This is a genomic window from Streptomyces sp. NPDC002926 (assembly GCF_053591755.1).
Genome location: NZ_JBSFUK010000002.1, coordinates 575,824 through 592,932 on the forward strand (window position 1 = coordinate 575,824; position 17,109 = coordinate 592,932).

At 69.7% G+C, this 17,109-nt stretch carries 19 protein-coding genes; 13 read left to right on the forward strand and 6 right to left on the reverse strand.

Annotation, left to right across the window (positions count from 1 at the left end; genetic code table 11):
- Positions 1-78: 78 nt before the first annotated feature.
- The 4 genes from ACWDZ6_RS05955 to ACWDZ6_RS05970 all read left to right on the forward strand — a co-directional run bounded on the left by ACWDZ6_RS05955 (position 79) and on the right by ACWDZ6_RS05970 (position 4,553).
- Positions 79-1,350: an aspartate kinase gene (locus tag ACWDZ6_RS05955; protein WP_366733713.1), complete on the forward strand. Its 1,272-nt coding sequence runs from the start codon at positions 79-81 to the stop codon at positions 1,348-1,350.
- Positions 1,347-2,465 carry an aspartate-semialdehyde dehydrogenase gene (locus tag ACWDZ6_RS05960; protein ID WP_451501841.1) on the forward strand — a complete coding sequence of 373 codons (1,119 nt, stop codon included), beginning with the start codon at positions 1,347-1,349 and terminating at the stop codon, positions 2,463-2,465. Before ACWDZ6_RS05955 ends, ACWDZ6_RS05960 begins: the two co-directional genes overlap by 4 nt.
- A 370-nt stretch (positions 2,466-2,835) precedes the next feature.
- Positions 2,836-3,426 carry a SigE family RNA polymerase sigma factor gene (locus ACWDZ6_RS05965; RefSeq protein WP_326651527.1) on the forward strand — a complete coding sequence of 197 codons (591 nt, stop codon included), beginning with the start codon at positions 2,836-2,838 and terminating at the stop codon, positions 3,424-3,426.
- A gap of 158 nt (positions 3,427-3,584) precedes the next feature.
- Entirely contained in the window at positions 3,585-4,553 is a 969-nt protein-coding gene (locus ACWDZ6_RS05970) for a hypothetical protein (RefSeq protein ID WP_451501842.1), read from the forward strand.
- A 210-nt stretch (positions 4,554-4,763) separates the two neighbouring features.
- On the opposite strand, the gene ACWDZ6_RS05975 is transcribed toward ACWDZ6_RS05970, so the two are convergent.
- Together ACWDZ6_RS05975 and ACWDZ6_RS05980 are read right to left on the reverse strand one after the other, a co-directional pair.
- Positions 4,764-5,519: an SURF1 family protein gene (locus tag ACWDZ6_RS05975; RefSeq protein ID WP_451501843.1), complete on the reverse strand. Its 756-nt coding sequence runs from the start codon at positions 5,517-5,519 to the stop codon at positions 4,764-4,766.
- Between the two features lie 63 nt (positions 5,520-5,582).
- Positions 5,583-7,472: a prolyl oligopeptidase family serine peptidase gene (locus ACWDZ6_RS05980; RefSeq protein ID WP_451501844.1), complete on the reverse strand. Its 1,890-nt coding sequence runs from the start codon at positions 7,470-7,472 to the stop codon at positions 5,583-5,585.
- Positions 7,473-7,589: 117 nt separating this feature from the next.
- On the opposite strand from ACWDZ6_RS05980, the gene ACWDZ6_RS05985 reads away from it, so the two are divergent.
- On the forward strand, positions 7,590-7,973 hold the full coding sequence (locus tag ACWDZ6_RS05985) for a nuclear transport factor 2 family protein (protein WP_451501845.1): 384 nt from the start codon (positions 7,590-7,592) through the stop codon (positions 7,971-7,973).
- A gap of 113 nt (positions 7,974-8,086) precedes the next feature.
- Here the strand turns inward: ACWDZ6_RS05985 and ACWDZ6_RS05990 are convergent, their stop codons facing one another.
- Entirely contained in the window at positions 8,087-8,845 is a 759-nt protein-coding gene (locus ACWDZ6_RS05990) for a 4'-phosphopantetheinyl transferase family protein (protein ID WP_451501846.1), read from the reverse strand.
- 135 nt (positions 8,846-8,980) lie between these two features.
- On the opposite strand from ACWDZ6_RS05990, the gene ACWDZ6_RS05995 reads away from it, so the two are divergent.
- Positions 8,981-9,610, forward strand: coding sequence for a TetR/AcrR family transcriptional regulator (locus ACWDZ6_RS05995; protein WP_451501847.1), 630 nt, complete (start codon positions 8,981-8,983; stop codon positions 9,608-9,610).
- A 113-nt stretch (positions 9,611-9,723) separates the two neighbouring features.
- On the opposite strand, the gene ACWDZ6_RS06000 is transcribed toward ACWDZ6_RS05995, so the two are convergent.
- Entirely contained in the window at positions 9,724-10,299 is a 576-nt protein-coding gene (locus ACWDZ6_RS06000) for a TerD family protein (RefSeq protein ID WP_451501848.1), read from the reverse strand.
- 165 nt (positions 10,300-10,464) lie between these two features.
- Positions 10,465-10,926, reverse strand: coding sequence for a potassium channel family protein (locus ACWDZ6_RS06005; protein WP_451501849.1), 462 nt, complete (start codon positions 10,924-10,926; stop codon positions 10,465-10,467).
- A 381-nt stretch (positions 10,927-11,307) separates the two neighbouring features.
- Between ACWDZ6_RS06005 and ACWDZ6_RS06010 the strand changes: the two genes are divergently transcribed.
- Both ACWDZ6_RS06010 and ACWDZ6_RS06015 read left to right on the forward strand, forming a co-directional pair.
- Positions 11,308-11,766, forward strand: coding sequence for a DUF7144 family membrane protein (locus ACWDZ6_RS06010; RefSeq protein ID WP_451501850.1), 459 nt, complete (start codon positions 11,308-11,310; stop codon positions 11,764-11,766).
- Positions 11,767-11,970: 204 nt separating this feature from the next.
- Positions 11,971-12,543, forward strand: coding sequence for a flavoprotein (locus ACWDZ6_RS06015; RefSeq protein WP_451501851.1), 573 nt, complete (start codon positions 11,971-11,973; stop codon positions 12,541-12,543).
- Here the strand turns inward: ACWDZ6_RS06015 and ACWDZ6_RS06020 are convergent.
- The gene (locus ACWDZ6_RS06020) at positions 12,533-12,760 is read right to left on the reverse strand and encodes a hypothetical protein (protein WP_366733721.1); all 228 of its coding nucleotides are present in this window, start codon (positions 12,758-12,760) and stop codon (positions 12,533-12,535) included. The genes ACWDZ6_RS06015 and ACWDZ6_RS06020 overlap by 11 nt on opposite strands.
- Positions 12,761-12,919: 159 nt before the next feature.
- On the opposite strand from ACWDZ6_RS06020, the gene ACWDZ6_RS06025 reads away from it, so the two are divergent.
- The 5 genes from ACWDZ6_RS06025 to ACWDZ6_RS06045 all read left to right on the forward strand — a co-directional run bounded on the left by ACWDZ6_RS06025 (position 12,920) and on the right by ACWDZ6_RS06045 (position 16,981).
- Positions 12,920-13,363 (forward strand): CBS domain-containing protein, encoded by a 444-nt coding sequence (locus ACWDZ6_RS06025; protein WP_389179191.1) that lies wholly within the window; start codon positions 12,920-12,922, stop codon positions 13,361-13,363.
- Positions 13,364-13,510: 147 nt separating this feature from the next.
- Positions 13,511-13,585, forward strand: coding sequence for a 50S ribosomal protein bL37 (locus ACWDZ6_RS06030; RefSeq protein WP_100661309.1), 75 nt, complete (start codon positions 13,511-13,513; stop codon positions 13,583-13,585).
- 499 nt (positions 13,586-14,084) lie between these two features.
- Positions 14,085-14,336 (forward strand): hypothetical protein, encoded by a 252-nt coding sequence (locus tag ACWDZ6_RS06035; protein ID WP_326651539.1) that lies wholly within the window; start codon positions 14,085-14,087, stop codon positions 14,334-14,336.
- A gap of 11 nt (positions 14,337-14,347) precedes the next feature.
- Entirely contained in the window at positions 14,348-15,547 is a 1,200-nt protein-coding gene (locus ACWDZ6_RS06040) for a flotillin family protein (protein WP_451501852.1), read from the forward strand.
- Positions 15,548-16,048: 501 nt separating this feature from the next.
- Positions 16,049-16,981 carry a hypothetical protein gene (locus ACWDZ6_RS06045; protein WP_451501853.1) on the forward strand — a complete coding sequence of 311 codons (933 nt, stop codon included), beginning with the start codon at positions 16,049-16,051 and terminating at the stop codon, positions 16,979-16,981.
- Positions 16,982-17,109: the final 128 nt, after the last annotated feature.

Below are 17,109 nucleotides of genomic sequence, written 5' to 3' on the forward strand. Positions count from 1 at the left end.
CGGCCGCTCGTTAGACTGAGCCGACCGCAGTAGTGACTGCAGCAACGACTGCAGTACTGAACCGAGCGAGGAGCGCACGTGGGCCTTGTCGTGCAGAAGTACGGAGGTTCCTCCGTTGCCGATGCCGAGGGCATCAAGCGCGTCGCCAAGCGAATCGTCGATGCCAAGAAGAACGGCCACCAGGTGGTCGTCGTGGTATCCGCGATGGGCGACACGACGGACGAGCTGATCGATCTCGCCGAGCAGGTATCCCCGATCCCTGCCGGGCGCGAATTCGACATGCTGCTGACCGCAGGAGAGCGGATCTCCATGGCCCTGCTTGCCATGGCGATCAAAAGCCTGGGCCACGAGGCCCAGTCGTTCACCGGCAGCCAGGCAGGCGTCATCACGGACTCGGTCCACAACAAAGCGCGCATCATCGATGTGACGCCGGGTCGGATCCGTACGGCGCTCAACGAGGGCAATATCGCCATCGTCGCCGGCTTCCAGGGTGTGTCCCAGGACAAGAAGGACATCACCACCCTCGGCCGGGGCGGCTCCGACACCACCGCCGTCGCCCTCGCCGCAGCGCTGGACGCCGAGGTCTGTGAGATCTACACCGACGTCGACGGCGTCTTCACCGCCGACCCGCGGGTCGTGAAGAAGGCGCAGAAGATCGACTGGATCTCCTTCGAGGACATGCTGGAGCTCGCCGCCTCCGGCTCCAAGGTGCTACTGCACCGCTGCGTCGAGTACGCACGCCGATACAACATCCCGATCCACGTCCGCTCGTCCTTCTCCGGGCTGCGCGGAACCTGGGTCAGCAACGAGCCGCAAGGGGACCAGCAGGTGGAGCACGCCATCATCTCCGGAGTCGCCCACGACGTCTCCGAGGCCAAGGTCACGGTCGTCGGAGTGCCGGACAAGCCGGGCGAGGCCGCGGCCATCTTCCGTACGATCGCGAACGCCGAGATCAACATCGACATGGTCGTCCAGAACGTCTCGGCGGCCGCCACCGCGCTGACCGACATCTCCTTCACCCTCCCCAAGACCGAGGGCCGCAAGGCCATCGACGCCCTGGAGAAGGCGAAGGCCGGGATCGGCTTCGAATCGCTGCGCTACGACGACCAGATCGGCAAGATCTCGCTCGTGGGCGCCGGTATGAAGACCAACCCCGGCGTCACCGCCTCCTTCTTCGAGGCGCTGTCCGACGCGGGCGTGAACATCGAGCTGATCTCCACCTCGGAGATCCGGATCTCGGTGGTTACCCGCGCCGACGACGTCAACGAGGCCGTACGCGCCGTGCACTCGGCCTTCGGTCTCGACAGCGACTCCGACGAGGCGGTCGTCTACGGAGGCACCGGGCGATGACCCGCAAGCCGACGCTCGCGGTCCTCGGAGCGACCGGAGCCGTCGGCGCTGTGATGCTCCAGATCCTGTCGCAGCACGCCGACATCTGGGGCGACATACGACTCCTCGCCTCGCCGCGCTCCGCCGGCCGCAAGCTGGCCGTGCGCGGCGAGGAGACCGAGGTCGTCGCGCTGAGCGAAGAAGCCCTCGAGGGCGTCGACGTCGCGCTCTTCCTCGTACCGGCAGAGGTGTCCGAGCGCTGGGCGCCGGTCGCCGCGGCCAAGGGCGCGGTGGTCGTGGACAACTCGGCGGCCTTCCGGATGGACCCGGATGTGCCGCTGGTCGTCCCCGAGGTCAATCCGCATGCCGTACGGACCCGGCCGCGCGGCATTGTCGCGAGCCCGCACGACACCACGCTCGCCATGCTTCCGGCAGTGGGCGCGCTGCACGCGGAGTTCGGGCTCCGCGAACTGGTGGTCTCCTCGTACCAGGCCGTCAGCGGCGCGGGACGGGACGCCGTCGGCGCGCTGCGGGCGCAGCTGTCGATGGTCGCCGGTACGGAGCTGGGCACCGGTCCCGGAGACGTACGCCGTGCCGTGGGCGACGACCTCGAACCCTTCGCGGCACCGATCGCGCTCAATGTGGTGCCCTGGTCCGGCACGCTCGAGGACGGCGGCTGGTCCTCGGAGGAACTGGGGCTGCGGGCCGAGACCCGCAAGATCCTTGATCTCCCGGGGCTGCGGGTGGCGGCGACGTTCGTACGCGTACCGGTCATCACCACGCACTCCCTCGCGGTGCACGCGCGCTTCGAGAGCGAGGTCACGGTGGAGCGGGCGCACGAGATTCTGGCGACCTCGCCCGGTGTGGTGCTCTACGACGATCCGGCGGCGGGCGACTTCCCCACGCCGGCGGATGTGGTGGGAACGGATCCGACCTGGGTGGGCCGGGTGCGGCGGGCGCCGGACGACGTCTGCGCGCTGGAACTCTTCGTCTGCGGCGACAACCTCCGCAAGGGGGCGGCGCTGAACTCCGCGCAGATCGCTGAGGCGGTCGCCGCCGAAATCGGGCCGCGGCTCGCAGCCGGCTCCGGCTCCGGCTCCGGCTCCGACACCGGCTCTGGATCCCGCTCCGCCTAATGGGGGGCGATGGAACCGGAGGCCTTTGTAAGATCTGTGTACGCCCTGTGAGCAAGTCGAAGGTCTGTACCACTTGAACCGGGGTGCAAGGATGTTCGACGATTCGCTTCCCCCCTTGCTGCAACCGGCAGTTGGGTGGGAAGCGTCTTTGCGGTTGCCCCTCACGGTGCCGCGAAATATGGGGCATTGGGGAAGAGCGGGTACGCATGAGCGCATTTGGAGCACCGTCAAAAACGGTGGCGTACGCGTACAACCCTGACGGGGGGAAGCGTGTCCAACAGGCGTGGCAGAGGTTCTCGACATCACAAGGGTGGTCCCGGTCCGCGGCGCTGCAGTGCGCCCGCTCCGCAGACCCCGCCCGTCCGGCGGCATGCCGGTGATCGCTCCTATGCCCGCACCCCGCACCACCCGCATGCCGTCCCAGCGCGAGGGCGCTGAAGGAACCATGGCTGAAGACACCATGGCTGCGGGCACCACTGTCGATCACCTCACCGAGACCTACCGCGCCCACTACCGGTCGCTGCTCGGTCTCGCGGCTCTCCTGCTGGACGACACGGCCTCCTGCGAGGACGTCGTCCAGGAGGCCTTCATCCGCGTCCACTCGGCGCGCAACCGGGTGCGGGAGCCGGAGAAGACTCTGGCGTATCTGCGCCAGACCGTGGTGAACCTCTCCCGTTCCGCACTGCGCCGCCGGATCCTCGGGCTGAAGCTGCTCTCCAAGCCGATGCCGGACATGGCGAGCGCCGAGGAGGGGGCCTACGACCAGCTGGAGCGGGACGCGCTGATCAAGGCGATGCGCGGACTGCAACGACGCCAGCGCGAAGTCCTGGTGCTGCGGTACTTCGCCGACATGACCGAGGCTCAGGTCGCCGAAACGCTGGGTATATCGCTCGGCTCTGTGAAGGCGTACGGCTCGCGGGGCATCGCGGCGCTGCGCGTCGCCATGGAGGCCACGGCATGAGCGGGCACAGGCACAGGTTTGAGAGGTACGGGCCGGACGGGCCGTTTGACGACCGGACTGGAAACGAAATTGTGAACAACGGGCCGGAAAATGAGCTGGGCGGCCTCGGTCAAGGACCCGCTGAGGGTCTTGGCGGGGACGAAATGGCCCTGCGCCGGATGCTGCAAGGAGCGGTACAGGATCTCGAGCCCTCGGACGGCGCCCTCGACCATCTGCGCAGTGCGGTTCCCGCGCGGCGCGCCCGGAAGAGGCAGGCGCTCGTCGGTGCGGCGGCCGCGGCGCTGCTGATCGGCACCGCCGTCCCCGCCTTCGTCCATGTGGCGAACTCCAGTGACAGCGACGGCGCCCGCTCCGTCAACGCCGGACACGGCGAACAGGCGCAGGGCGGCACCGGGGCCGAGGCGGGCGACGGCAGCGGCGAGAACGGCAGGGACAATCCTTCCGCCGACGGCCGGGGCACCGAGCAGAACGAAGGCGGTGCCAGCCGGACGCCGGGGGAGAAGCCCGGCAACGGCAACTCGAACGGCATCATCGGCGGTAGCGCCAACCCGTCGGGCACCGTGGCCGCCACCTCGCCGCCCTGCGACGCGAGCCAGCTCGGCGTCAGCGCGGCCCAGGCGGCCAAGCCCGACGCCGACGGCAAGGTGTACGGCACCTTCCGTATCGCCAACGTGTCCAAGGCCGACTGTGCGGTCAGCGGCGCCGGCACGGTCGCCTTCCAGGCGAAGGGTGCCGCGGACCCCGCGAAGATCACGGTGGTCGGGCACACGACGGGCGACCCGGCGAGCGGACTGCCCGACCCCTCGCAGGAGGCCGGAGCGCTGCTGCTGAAGCCGGACGCGGCGTACGAGGTGAAGTTCGCCTGGGTGCCGACGGACAGCTGCCCGACCTCCGGCGGCTCGCCCGAGCCCTCGCCCTCGACGGGCGGCCCTTCGGGCGCGAGCAACGGGCCGGGCATGACGTCGGACAACACCCAGCCCCAGTTCGTCGGGGAGGACGGTGGGACGTCGGACGGCAGTGTCGCGGTGACCCACATTCCGGAGCCGGGCGCGCCGAGCGCGGAGACGACCATCCCCAACGCATGCTCGGGCACGATCTACCGCACGGGCGTCCTGAACGCGAAGTGACGGCCGGCAGTAACGGTCGGCAGTAACGATAAGACGTGCGGCAATGAGTACGGCGGAGTACCGCGGTAGGCGGGTACACCGCGGTACGGCGAGTACCGCGAGTACGGCCAGGACGCGAGTACGGCCATGAAGGAGGGGCGGGACCGCTACGGCGGTCCCGCCCCTCCTTCATGCGTCCTGCCACGGTCCTCGCATGCGTCACACCATGCGTCACACCGGCTCGGGCTCCAGGCCCAGTTCCCGGTCCCTGGCCGCCTCTGCCTCGCGCCGCAGCAGCCGGAACCACATGAAGACCACAAAGCCGGCGAAGACGAACCACTCGCCGGTGTAGCCGAGGTTCTGGAATGCCTTGAGATCGAGCCCACTGCCCTCCGGGGCGACAGCGGGCACGGCCTTCAGCCCGCTGTCCGCCTTGGCGAGCGTGACCCATGCGTCGTACACATCGTCGGGCACCAGGTTCACCAGCGAGGCCGCGCTGATCATGCCGAGCTGACCGCTGGGCAGCCCGCCCGCCGCGTGCACCCCGTCGGTGCTCGGGGACTCGGAGGCCTGTAGCGCACCGGTCACGGTGACCTGGCCGGCCGGTGCAGGGGGGATCCGCCCGCCCTCGGCCAGCCAGCCGCGGACCACGGGCAGCATCCGGCCGCCGTCGGTCTTCAGCATCGTCAGCACATACGAGCCGCTCCTGCCGTCCAACTCCCGCTCCGGCACGATGAATTGCTTCCCGTACCGTCCGGTGGCCGTCGCCTGTCGCCCCGACGTCGCTTGGTCGACGGGCAGCAGCTCGTCGAGGGGCGCGGCCTTCTGCTCACCGGGGCCGGGCTTCTGCTGGGCCTCCTCGTGCGTGTGGACGCGGTCCTCGAACTTGCCGAGCTGCCAGGAGCCCATGAAGACGCAGAAGGGGATCGCCAGCACGACGAAGAGATTGATCCCCCACCAGCGGGGCGTCAGCAGGAACCGGTACACCCCTCCACGGTACGGAACGGGCCCAACGATCTCTCGGCCCACCCCCCTGCCGGACACGGATCCCTATCCCAGGCTCGCCGCCTGCCCCAGGTGACCGGTGGCGAAGGCGATCTCCAGCCGCACCTGCTTGATCCGCTCCTCCACCACCAGCGAGCCGTGCCCCGCGTCGTACCGGTACACCTCGTGCACCGCGCCGCGCGCCGCCAGCCGGTCCACATAGTTCTCGACCTGGCGGATCGGGCAGCGCGGGTCGTTCACGCCCGCCGAGATGTAGACGGGAGCCTTGACGGCGTCGACGTACGTCAGCGGGGACGAGGCCTCGAACCGCTCCGGGACCTCCTCCGGCGTCCCGCCGAGCAGCGTGCGGTCCATCGCCTTCAGGGCCTCCATCTCGTCGTGGTACGCCGTGACGTAGTCCGCGACCGGCACCGCCGCCAGCCCCAGCGTCCACGCCTCGGGCTGGGTGCCGAGGCCGAGCAGGGTCAGATACCCGCCCCACGAGCCGCCCGCGAGGACCAGCTTCGCCGGGTCCGCGAGCCCCGACGTCACCGCCCACTCCCGTACCGCCGCGATGTCCTCGAGCTCGATCAGCCCGACCCGGTGCTTGAGTGCGTCCGTCCACTCCCTGCCGTAGCCCGTCGAACCCCGGTAGTTGACCCGCACGACCGCGTAGCCATGGTCGATCCAGGCCGCCGGGCCCGCCGCGAAGGCGTCGCTGTCGTGCCAGGTCGGGCCGCCGTGGATCTCGAAGACGGTCGGCAGCGGTCCTGTCGCCCCCGCGGGCTTCTGCACCAGCGCATGGATACGGCCCCCGGGTCCCTCCACCCAGGCGTCCTCCACCGGCACCGACTCCGGGGCCTTCATCCCCGGCGGATCGAGCACGACTCCGCCCGCCGTCGAGCGCACCTGCGGCGGCAGCGCCGCGGACGACCACAGATACTCCACCTGTCCGTCCGGCCGGGCCGTCGCGCCCGAGACCGAACCGGTCGGAGTCTCGATCCGCACCAGCTCGCGCGCCGCCAGGTCGTAGCGGAACAGTTCGCCGCGCGCCTCGAAGCTGTGCGCCACCAGCAGCCCGGAGCCGTCCGGATACCACTCGGCGTTCACATCACCCGGCAGGTCGATCGCGAGATCGGTCTCCGTGCCCGACGCGACGTCCCAGATCATCGGCTCCCAGCGGCCGCGCCGCTGATGCCCGACGAGCAGCCGGGTGTCCCCGTCCAGCGGAGCGAAACCGAGGACCTCGAGCCCCAGTTCCTCCGTGCCCCCCTTCGTGTCGTCCAGCTCGGCGACCGTGGTGGCTCCCCCACAGCCTTCGGCGTGGGAGGTGCCCCCAATGCGCACCACCCGCAGCGCCGAGTGCATCGCGTCCCCGTGCTCGGTGTGCTCGATGGCGATCAGCGTCCCGTCGTGCGACAGATCGCCGACCCCGGCCGACTCCCGGTGCCGGTAGATCTCGGCCGGCTCCGCACCCGCCCGCACGACATGGATCGTGGTGCCGTCCTCGTCGGTCGACCGGCCCACCACCGAGGTACCGTCCCGGCCGATCGCCAGCCCCGCCGGGTACGAAGGCCCGAGTCCGGGTGCCGCGGGCTCGTCGTCGCCGCCGCCGAAGGGCTGCCGCATCCAGATCCCGAACTCGTCCCCGTCGCTGTCCGAGAACCACCAGATCGACTCGCCGTCGGGCGACAGCACACCGTCTGTCGTTCCGTTCGGCCGGTCCGTAGCCTGCCGCTGCTCGCCGGTCGACCGGTTCCAGGCGTACAGCTCGTACGTCCCCGTGGCGTTCGACACGAAGAGCGAGCGGTCCGGCGCGTCCTCCGCCCAGTCGGGCAGCGAGACACGCGGGGCCCGGAAGCGCTTCTCCCAGTCGGGCATCGACGGCAGGTCCGGGATGCTGTGCCGGTCCGGCGTGCCGGGCTGGTCCGGCGTGGAGTCGGTGATCTCAGTCATGACCCCATTCTGCGCCGGACCCCCGACAATCCGTTCGCGTCATCCGCAGCCTGTGGATAACCCCTCGCCGGAGGCTGCCCGCGCATGATTGTCAGTGGCGGGTTGCACACTCGCCGTATGACGGCACCGACCGAGCTGAGCAAGGCAGTTGAGACGTACTGGGCCTCGGCCGAGGCCCGCGACTGGACCGGCTTCGCGGCCGTCCTGGCCGACGACGTGGTCTACGACCTGCCGCAGACCCGCGAGCGGGTCCGGGGAAAGGAGGCGTATGTCAGGTTCAACCGCGAGTATCCGGGCGACTGGCACCTGTGCATACAGCGGATCGTGGCCGGATCCGACCAGGTGGTGACCTGGATCCACTGCACGGTCGGCCTCGAGGAGATGTACGCGGTGACCTTCTTCACCGGTGACGAGGAGGGCCGGATAGCAACCGTCACCGACTTCTGGCCCGAAGCGTACGAACCCCCGCCAGGTCGTGAGCACCTGGTCGAACGTTACTGAGACCGCCGGGCCGCACGTAACGCATGCCGTTGGAACGGGTGGTTCGACGTTCGCGTTCGGAACGACGCCATATGCCCGCCCGGTCCGTCTTCCAACCGGGCCCACGGCGAAGGTCAGCGGGCCTTCTCCGCCACGCGGGTGGCATGCGGCCGAGCGCCGGGCCCGGTGAGATGTACGGCGATCGCGGCCGCGAATCCGGGGTCCGTGGGCAGGTCGGCGAGCAACCAGTCGGCGCTTGTGGCCGGTTGGACCCCGGCTCCCACATAGGTGAGGGACAGATCCTCGTTCAGGCCGACGCCGGTTGCCTTCAGCAGGGCTTCCTTGCGGGTCCAGCAGCCGGCGAAGGCGGCGGGACGCTGCTCGGCGGGCAGCGCTGCCAGTTCCTTACGCTCCGCCGGGTGCAACTGGGCCGCGACCTCGGTGACCGTGTCGAGGTCCGGGACGCCCTCGACGTCGACCCCGACGGGCAGTACGGCCAGGGCGATCATCACCAGGCCGCCGCTGTGCGAGAGCGAGAAGTGCACGTCATTGCCGGGAACGACGGGTCGGCCGTGCGGTCCGCCGCAGTGGGTGCACGGTTCGCGCGCGAGCGTGATCGCTTCCGGCGGCCGGCCGAGCCGTTCGCCGAGCAGCCGGCGCAGCGCCACATGCGCGACCGTGTACGCGTCACGGTCCACGGATCGGCGGAAAACCGCGACGCGCGCCGACTCGTCGGCATCGAGGAGATGCCGGTGGGCGGCGGCGTCCTCGGCATGAGAGGAGACCCGGCCGGACCACAGCAGCTCCAGGCCCGTCAGCGGCGGCGCCGCCGGGCGCTCGGTACCAGCAGCGGGTACGTCGATCGGCGTGTCTTCCTGCATCTTCTCGGCCACCTCTGCCTCCACATGTACCTGCCCCGATCCGACCATATGTACCGGTCCGCAGGTACCGGCCGCATTTAACGGTTCTGTGGTTCCTTTAATATGGGCGTCCGTAGGCGCCGGCGATGGAAAGAATCTGGAGTCCCCGTGGTGACTTCCCGGACCGCATCCGCGCATGCGGCGGACCCGGGCACCGTCCGGCCCGGTGGACGGACCGCCCGCGTCCGGACATCCGTACTGCGCGCGGCGGGCGACGCCCTGGTCGAGCACGGTTTCCACAGCCTCGACCTCGCCGATGTGGCCCGCCGCGCCGAGGTGGGCAAGACGACGGTCTACCGCCGCTGGGGCACGACCACCGGTGTGATCGCCGATCTGCTGGCCGACATGTCCGAGCAGTCCGTACCGCGTACGGACTCCGGCTCCCTCGGCGAAGACCTCGCGGCCTGTGCCCGCCTCGTCGTAGCCACCCTGACCGACCCCCGCCAGGGCCCACTCCTCAAGGCCGTGATCGCCGCCGCCACCTGCGACGAACGAACCGCGCAGGCACTCCACCGCTTCTATGAGACCCGGATCGGGGAATGGGCGCCGTGTGTCGAAGGAGCCGTCGCCCGCGGTGATCTGCCGGCGGGGACCGACGCCCGGGAAGTGATCAGGGCGGTCTCAGCCCCGCTCTACTGGCGGGTCCTGACCGGCGGCGACCCGCTCGACGAGGCGACCGCGGACCGTGCGGCCGCGGCCGCCGAGTCCGCGGCGCGGGCAGGCGCGTACACCGTCTGAAGCGCGTCGGGCGGACAGGCGACGAGGGCGGTAGGCGGACAGGGCGACGAGGGCGGCAGGGCGACAAGGGCCTGACCCGCAGAGGATCAGGCCCTTGAACAGGCTTACACGACTCAGATGTTGACGCCGAAGTCCTGCGCGATACCACGCAGCCCGGAGGCGTACCCCTGGCCGACCGCGCGGAACTTCCACTCCGCGGCATTGCGGTACAGCTCACCGAAGACCATCGCGGTCTCGGTCGAGGCGTCCTCGCTCAGGTCGTAACGCGCGAGCTCGGCGCCGCCGGCCTGGTTGACGACGCGGATGAACGCGTTGCGCACCTGGCCGAAGGACTGCTGACGGCTCTCGCCCTCGTGGATCGAGACCGGGAACACGATCTTGTCGACCTCGACGGGAACGCCCGCCAGGTTCACCTTGATCTGCTCGTCGTCGCCCTCGCCCTCACCCGTGAGGTTGTCACCGGTGTGCTCGACGGAGCCTTCCGGGCTCTTGAGGTTGTTGAAGAACACGAAGTGCTGGTCGGACACGACCTTGCCGTTCGCATCCACCAGCAGGGCGCTGGCGTCGAGGTCGAAGTCGGTCCCGGTGGTGCTGCGTACATCCCAGCCCAGGCCCACGACGACCGCGGTCAGGCCCGGGGCCTCCTTGCTGAGCGAGACATTGCCGCCCTTGGAAAGGCTGACACCCATGGAAATCCCCTGCGCAATCCGGCGCGGGCCGCGCCTCTTGACGATTCCTTTGCCCACGAGGGCAACGAGCGGTCACCGCCCGTGGTTCCCCTGACATCCAAATGGCGTCACCACGCTTCGCCGCTCCCGGCGTCCTCCACCGCCCCCGGGCGTCGCGGCGGCTCGTCACCGCGGCTCGTTGTGCCCCAGCCGATCACCGACTCGGCTGCGCAGCCGACGTGTCACCGCGGTCGCGGAGGCAGTCAGGAAGACGAAGCTGTAGAGGATCTGGACCATGGTCACCAGTCGGGCGGTCTGGCTCTGCGGCACGACGTCCCCGTAGCCGACGGTCGCCAGCGTGACCACGGTGAAGTACAGGGCGTCGAGTCTCGTCTGCAGCCCGACGAACGCGCCCTGATTCCGGGCGAGGGCGTAGTACGTGGCCGAGAAGATCAGTAGCGACAGGAACATCAGCAGCAGAATGGTGACGACGGGGTGGCTGCCCGGCTTGTCGACCAGAATGTTCCTGATCTGCAGCAGAAGCAGGCACGCGAGGACGGCGAGCACCGCGATGAAGACCGTCCAGCTGACTCCCGGCCGGCGCGCTCCGAAGCCGTCGAGCGGAAGCACGAAGTAGACGACGGTCATGGCGACTACAAGACAGAGGGCTGTACCCCAGACGCGTAGCGGCACAGCATTTGTTGTGCGGTGCACCACGTGAGCCTCCCGCCCAGGGCCGCGCCCGGTGCCGCGTCCCGTCGAAGCCGCTGTCGCACCCACGATCGTCCGCCCCGGCGATCCGTCGCCACCCGGCAGCGGCCGAACGGCGCACTCGTCGCGCAGGAAGTGCGCACGACGCCACGGCCCGACGGGCACCACCTCCGCCGGTGCCCGTGCGCGTCACTCGTACGGGTGTACACGTATGGCGGTGGGCTGTGCCCCGGCCGACGCTCGAAGCCAGGTACGCGACCGGCGTGCGGGACGAGAGAGGGACCACTCATGAGCCAGGACCGGCCGGTGGGAACACCGATGAACACGGAACCCCCGATGGACATGGGAACACCCATGTACAAGGGGCCGCCGCCCGATGAACCGAACAGCGGCTGGGTGACGGGCGGCGTCGTCTTCGCCGCCGTACTGATGCTGTGCAGCGGTGTGCTCGCCGCGCTCCAGGGCATATCCGCGATAGCCGAGGACGATGTGTACGGCCGACTCGGCAACTACGTGTACCGCATCAGCCTCAGCGGCTGGGGCTGGATCCACCTGATCCTCGGCATCTGTGTCGCCGTCACCGGCGCAGGTCTGTTCAAGGCCGCCACCTGGGCACGGTTCACCGGTATCTTCCTGGCCTCGATCAGCCTTGTCGCCCAGTTCCTCTTCCTTCCGTACGCGCCGGTCTGGTCGGTGATCATGATCGCGATCGACCTGTTCATCATCTGGACCCTGGCGGTGTACCGCAGTACCGAACCAAGGCCGGCCTCCGCCTGAAGGAAAGACGCCGGAGCGCAGAGCGCCGCCTGCCGCGACAGCGCGGCCGGCGGCCTCCTCCGGCGTACACCCTTGCCGACGCTCCTGCCGGTACCGCCGCGCACCGCTTCCGGACGAAGGCCCGGCCGGCGACGACTCCACGGGCCGTCGCCGGCCGTAGGCTGCCAGGACGCCACCAACTCAGTTGTCCACGGGAGCCCTTGCGTGAGCGAGCAGCCGAAGAAGCCGTTCCTGTACGTCATCGTCTGCGCGGCCGGAACAGCCGGCGATGTCGGCGAGCTGATCACCGCGGCACAGGAGCAGCACTGGGACGTCGGCGTCATCGCGACCCCGCACGGCCTCGGCTTCATCGACTCCGAGGCCGTGGCGGAACAGACAGGCAATCCGATCCGCTCCGCCTGGCGCGGCCCCGGCGACCCGCGTCCCTTCCCCCCGCCGGACGCCATCGCGGTGGCCCCGGCCACCTTCAACACCATCAACAAATGGGCCGCCGGCATTGCCGACACCCTGGCCCTGGCCACGCTGTGCGAGGCCTACGGTGCCGGCATCCCCATCGCCGTGCTGCCCAGCGTGAACGCGGACCTGGCCGCTCATCCTGCGTACCGGCAGAGCCTGGGCCGGCTGCGTGAGATGGGCGTGGTGATCAGCGGATACGAACCTCAGCACGAGGCGGGCGGCTCCGGCTGCTTCCGCTGGGAGGAAGCCCTGGATCTGCTCAGGCTCACGCCGAAGGTGTCCGTCCGAGGGCGATCGGACAGCGGGGCCGTCACGGCATGATCTCCAGGTGGCGGTACTCGTGCGGCCGGTCAGCGATCCACTCCACCCACGTCGGGTCGTCGAGGAGCTCCTCCGTATCGGGCAGCCCTGCAAGGCGCAGGAACTCCAGTACGTCCCGGTCGGAGTCTGCGAGGCCCATGATCCGGTCCCGCACCGTGACCCGCCGCCCGCCCGACGCTGCGATCCGGTGCACGACGATCGGCGGATGTCGGGACATACATCCAGGCTGCGACGACCAGCGGCTCACAGCACCCCGAGACTGCGGCGGGGCCGGTACACGCACTGCGCCCGGGCCGCCCGTCACGCAGCGGGGGCGGTATCGGCCCGGCCGTGTGATCGTGGGAGGAGGACCAACGCGCCGAAGGCAGAAGGAAACATGGCCAGCAACCAGAAGCTCACGGCCCGCGACATCATGTCCAGCGGGGTGCAATGCGTCGGTGCACACCAGTCGCTGTTCGACGCGGCGAAGATGATGCGCGACCTGAACGTCGGATGCCTGCCCATCTGCGGTGATGACAACAGACTCACGGGCTTGATCACCGATCGGGACATCGTGGTGAAGTGCTGTGCCGAAGGCGTCGACCCCGCCGAGGTACAGGCGGGATCCCTGGCCGGGACCCTGCACTGGATCGATGCCGATGCGGGCGCCACCGAAGCGCTGGAGATCATGGAGACGCACCAGATCAAGCGGCTGCCGGTGATCGATGTCAGGAAGGGCCACAGCCTGGTCGGAATGATCACTGAGGCCAACCTCGCCAAGAACCTGAACGACGAACAGATCGCGGAGTTCGCCACCCGCGTGTACGCGGCCACGCGCTAGCCGTAGTGACCCCGCGGCGTTGTTCACACGGCTGATCGGGCCACGCGACCGGCCCCCGTGCGGCCGCGTCACCGCTGATGGGGACACCGGGGGCCGAATCTAGACTCACGAAGGCATGTGAAGTCCTGAATCAGGGAGATATGCGCCATGGCCAAACGAGGCAACAAGCGACGCGCCCGTAAGAAGAAGAAGGCCAACCACGGCAAGCGTCCCAACGCCTGAGCCGACCCTGCACGCGGCCGGGGCGGTGTCCTCGCCGCCCGGGCCTCCGCCCAGCGCTGTCCGGTCGGTATCCGCGGGCCGCGGGCTCAGCCGGACAGCTTGGATAGGTGCCGCCGGGCGGGCATCCCGCGCACCCGGCATCCCGCGCACTCCCTCCAGCTTGGCCCCGAATATTCTCGGCGCTCTCGGCGCTCATGCCTCTGCTGTGCATCTACCTGTACCGCCGCAGCAGTTGACGCAAGAGCCGCACCGCAGGCCCGATGAAAGCGTGACCCTTGTGCCCCCAACCGCCTGGTCGGGGGCATTCGGTCTGTTTTCGTCAGGACAGCGGCAACTACGGCCGGCGCCGTTGCCCCACCCGCAATTGGCCACCCGCACCGGTCCCCCGGCCGGGCCGGACCATCTACCGCGGTTCAGCAGAGGGGCCCCGAGGATAGGCCGCTGATTCCGCCGGGTCTAAGGTCGAATTCAGGACCAGAACAATGGAGGGCGGCCGACAGTGTCACAGGACGAGGCCGTGATCGGCTGTTCCGGAGAGCTGCTCATCGGCACGCGTGGATCCGCCGGTCCCGGCGAGATCCTGGTGCGGGTCAGAGGCGGATCCGAGACCTTCCTCGCCTGGTCCGAAGACCCCCTGCCGAGGGGGGCGACCGTGCTCGTGATCGGATCCCGCGGCACTCGCCAAGTGGACGTCATCGAGTGGGCCGATCCGTTGGATGCGCTGGGCGGCAGCGCCGCCGGCGCCGGTTAAGGAGACGAAGCATGTTCGGTTACCGGGTTCCCGCTCCCGACGAGGCGATGTTGATCTCGGGTGGCAGGCGTGGACTGGGCGGTGCGCCGTTCCGAGTGGTCACGGGCCACGGCAAGTTCGTACTCCCGATCTTCCGCAAGACCCGCTTCCTCACCCTGTCGATGTGCGAGTCCGAGGTCACCGAGACCTGTGTCACCAGGCAGGGCATCGCACTTCACGTTCGCGCCGTTATCGCCTTCAAGGTCGGCAATGACACCGAGAGCATCGTCAACGCCGGTCAGCGATTCCTCTCCGACCAGGACCAGATGTCGGTGCTGACCGGCCGGATCTTCGCCGGCCACCTGCGCTCCATCATCGGCTCGATGACGGTCGAGGAGATCGTCACCGAGCGACAGAAGCTCGCCGCCGAGGTCCTGGAGACCTCGAAGACCGAGATGGCCAAGATCGGGCTGATCGTGGACTCGCTGCAGATCCAGTCGATCGACGACGGTGATGTCGGCTATATCGACGCGATGTCGGCCCCGCACAAGGCGGCCATCCAGCGACAGGCCCTGATCGCACAGGCTCAGGCCACCCAGGCGTCGGTCGAGGCGGAGCAGGTGGCCGCGCGGAACCAGGCGGAATACGCGCGACAGACCGCGGTGGTGAAGGCGGAGTACTCGGCGGAGGTGGACCGCGCACAGGCCCACTCGGCGCAAGCCGGGCCGCTGGCGCAGGCGCACGCCCAGCAGGAGGTGCTCGCCGCGCAGACCGAGCTGGCCCAGCGCGCGGCCCAGCTCCGCCAGCAGCAGCTGGTCGCCGAGATCGTGAAGCCGGCGGAGGCCGAGGCCGAACGGATCAGGGTGCTGGCCGTGGCCGAGGCGGAGCGGATGAAGATCCAGGCCGCGGCCGCCGCCTCGTACGACCGGGTGGCGCTGGACCGGATGCTGATCGACCAGCTCCCGCAGATCGTGAAGGAGGCCGCGGGCGGCCTCGCCGGCGCCAATGTCAATGTGCTGAACGGCGCCGACGGCCTCGGCGAGATCGCGGCGGGCCTGGTCGGCCAGGGACTGACGATCCTGGACTCGGTCAGGCAGAACCTGAGCGGAGCCGACCACCGGCACGAGAAGGACAACGGTCCGCTGGGCCTTCCGGGCCGCCTGGCTGCGCCTGAGAAGGGCACGGAGAAGAAGGACGGCAAGCCGACCGACGGGCCGGTGACCATCGACTAGGGCTTTCGTGGCCGACGGCGGGTTTCTCGTACCGGTGGCCGCGGCTCGCGCTGCCCATTGAGGTGGTTGATCCCGCGCTCCACAGCCTCAGCCAGGCAGTCGGTCCCGTCGAACTCGGGCTGCCGACTGCCTGGTTGGATCTCGTCCTGCCGAAGCACCCCGGCCGTCGACCTCGCACGTCTTCCGGGTACGGACCCGGCACCTCGGCAGCCACGAACGTCAGCCATTCAACGCCTCGTCAGCCAGTGGCACTTGGCGCAGCCATGGCCGGCCTTGAGGGTGAGATGTCCTCATGGTGAGGCGCGGTTGAGCAGTTTCGGTGCGACAGCAACGTCTTCGATCGGTCGATGCTGTCGCCCGGGCGACCAACGTGCGCGCGGCACGGGGGAGAGGCACCGCACCGCCCTGTGCCGACCGGGCCGGACGTGACATTTCTTGATCGGTTTGCGCTTGGTTCAGCGGGACCGCGACGCGGTCCACGGAATCAAGGAAGGAGCGCAAATGCGCTTCACACACGCCGCGTTCACCGTCGGGCTCGCTGTTGCGACGAGCCTGCCACTGGCAGGGACCGCCACGGCGGGCGGAACGGTGGAGGCCGGCCGGATCACCGCCACGGACTACTCGGCGGCATCCCCCGCGAGCGTTGCGCTGGACCCGGCGACCGGATCCGTCACCGCCACGTTCGCCCAGGCGGCGGAGGACGGGGTGCTGTCGCCCAAGGGCTCCCAGGTGGTGTACATCCAGCGGCGGGACACATGCGTACCGCAGGACGAGGGCTGTATGTACGCCCGCGATCTGGTGATCGCCGAGGCCGACGGCAGCGACCGGCGCGTCCTGGCCGGTGGGGTCCAGCCCGAGGATGCCAGTGCGCCATACGTCGGACATCCTGACTGGGCCCCGAGCGGCAAGCGGATCGTCTACGACAGCCCACGCGGGCTGGAGTGGATCGCCACGGACGGCACCGGTGCCGAGGTGCTTACTTCCGGCAGCCGCGGCACGTTCTCCCCGGACGGCCGCAGCGTCTCCTTCCTGAAGGCCACCTCGTACGAGACGCCGACCGGCTGGGAGTACGGCTCCGACGTCTACGTCCTGGACCTGGCCACCCGCGAGGTCCGCGCCGTCTCGACCGACCACCAGGCCTGGTCGACGCCCGCCGATTGGTCCCCCGACGGGCAGCGTGTCGTCCACTCCACCGGACACGGTCTGCGCATCACCGATATGGCGACCGGCGCCTCCACCGAGCCGCAGTGGCCGATGCCTCTCTCCGGCATCCAGAACCCGGTCTTCTCTCCCGACGGGACCCGGATCGCCTTCACCGCCGTCGACGACTCCACCGGCACAGGCGGCGTCTACGTCGTCGACGCCGCCGACGGCGGGAACCTCCGCGTGCTCACCGACCGTCCCGTGACCCTCACGGACTGGCCGGCCAAGTAGGCCCGCAGGGCTCCGGCCCGGCGGGCCGGGGGGGGGGGGGCCCCGGGGGGGGGCGGCGGCCCCCCCCGCCGGCGGCGGGCGCAGCCGCCGCGGGGGGGGCGCGGTCGCTAGCGGGCCCCGGGGGGGCG

Bases quoted from the DNA above. Each gene is read 5' to 3' on its own strand.
- ACWDZ6_RS06025 (WP_389179191.1), top strand. From the start codon at position 12,920: ATGGCCAGCAACCAGAAGCTCACGGCCCGCGACATCATGTCCAGCGGG.
- ACWDZ6_RS05965 (WP_326651527.1), top strand. From the start codon at position 2,836: ATGCCGGTGATCGCTCCTATGCCCGCACCCCGCACCACCCGCATGCCG.
- ACWDZ6_RS05970 (WP_451501842.1), top strand. From the start codon at position 3,585: ATGCTGCAAGGAGCGGTACAGGATCTCGAGCCCTCGGACGGCGCCCTC.
- ACWDZ6_RS05985 (WP_451501845.1), top strand. From the start codon at position 7,590: ATGACGGCACCGACCGAGCTGAGCAAGGCAGTTGAGACGTACTGGGCC.
- ACWDZ6_RS06000 (WP_451501848.1), bottom strand. From the start codon at position 10,299: ATGGGTGTCAGCCTTTCCAAGGGCGGCAATGTCTCGCTCAGCAAGGAG.
- ACWDZ6_RS06005 (WP_451501849.1), bottom strand. From the start codon at position 10,926: ATGACCGTCGTCTACTTCGTGCTTCCGCTCGACGGCTTCGGAGCGCGC.
- ACWDZ6_RS05980 (WP_451501844.1), bottom strand. From the start codon at position 7,472: ATGACTGAGATCACCGACTCCACGCCGGACCAGCCCGGCACGCCGGAC.
- ACWDZ6_RS06010 (WP_451501850.1), top strand. From the start codon at position 11,308: ATGAACACGGAACCCCCGATGGACATGGGAACACCCATGTACAAGGGG.
- ACWDZ6_RS06045 (WP_451501853.1), top strand. From the start codon at position 16,049: ATGCGCTTCACACACGCCGCGTTCACCGTCGGGCTCGCTGTTGCGACG.
- ACWDZ6_RS06040 (WP_451501852.1), top strand. From the start codon at position 14,348: ATGTTCGGTTACCGGGTTCCCGCTCCCGACGAGGCGATGTTGATCTCG.
- ACWDZ6_RS05960 (WP_451501841.1), top strand. From the start codon at position 1,347: ATGACCCGCAAGCCGACGCTCGCGGTCCTCGGAGCGACCGGAGCCGTC.
- ACWDZ6_RS06020 (WP_366733721.1), bottom strand. From the start codon at position 12,760: ATGTCCCGACATCCGCCGATCGTCGTGCACCGGATCGCAGCGTCGGGC.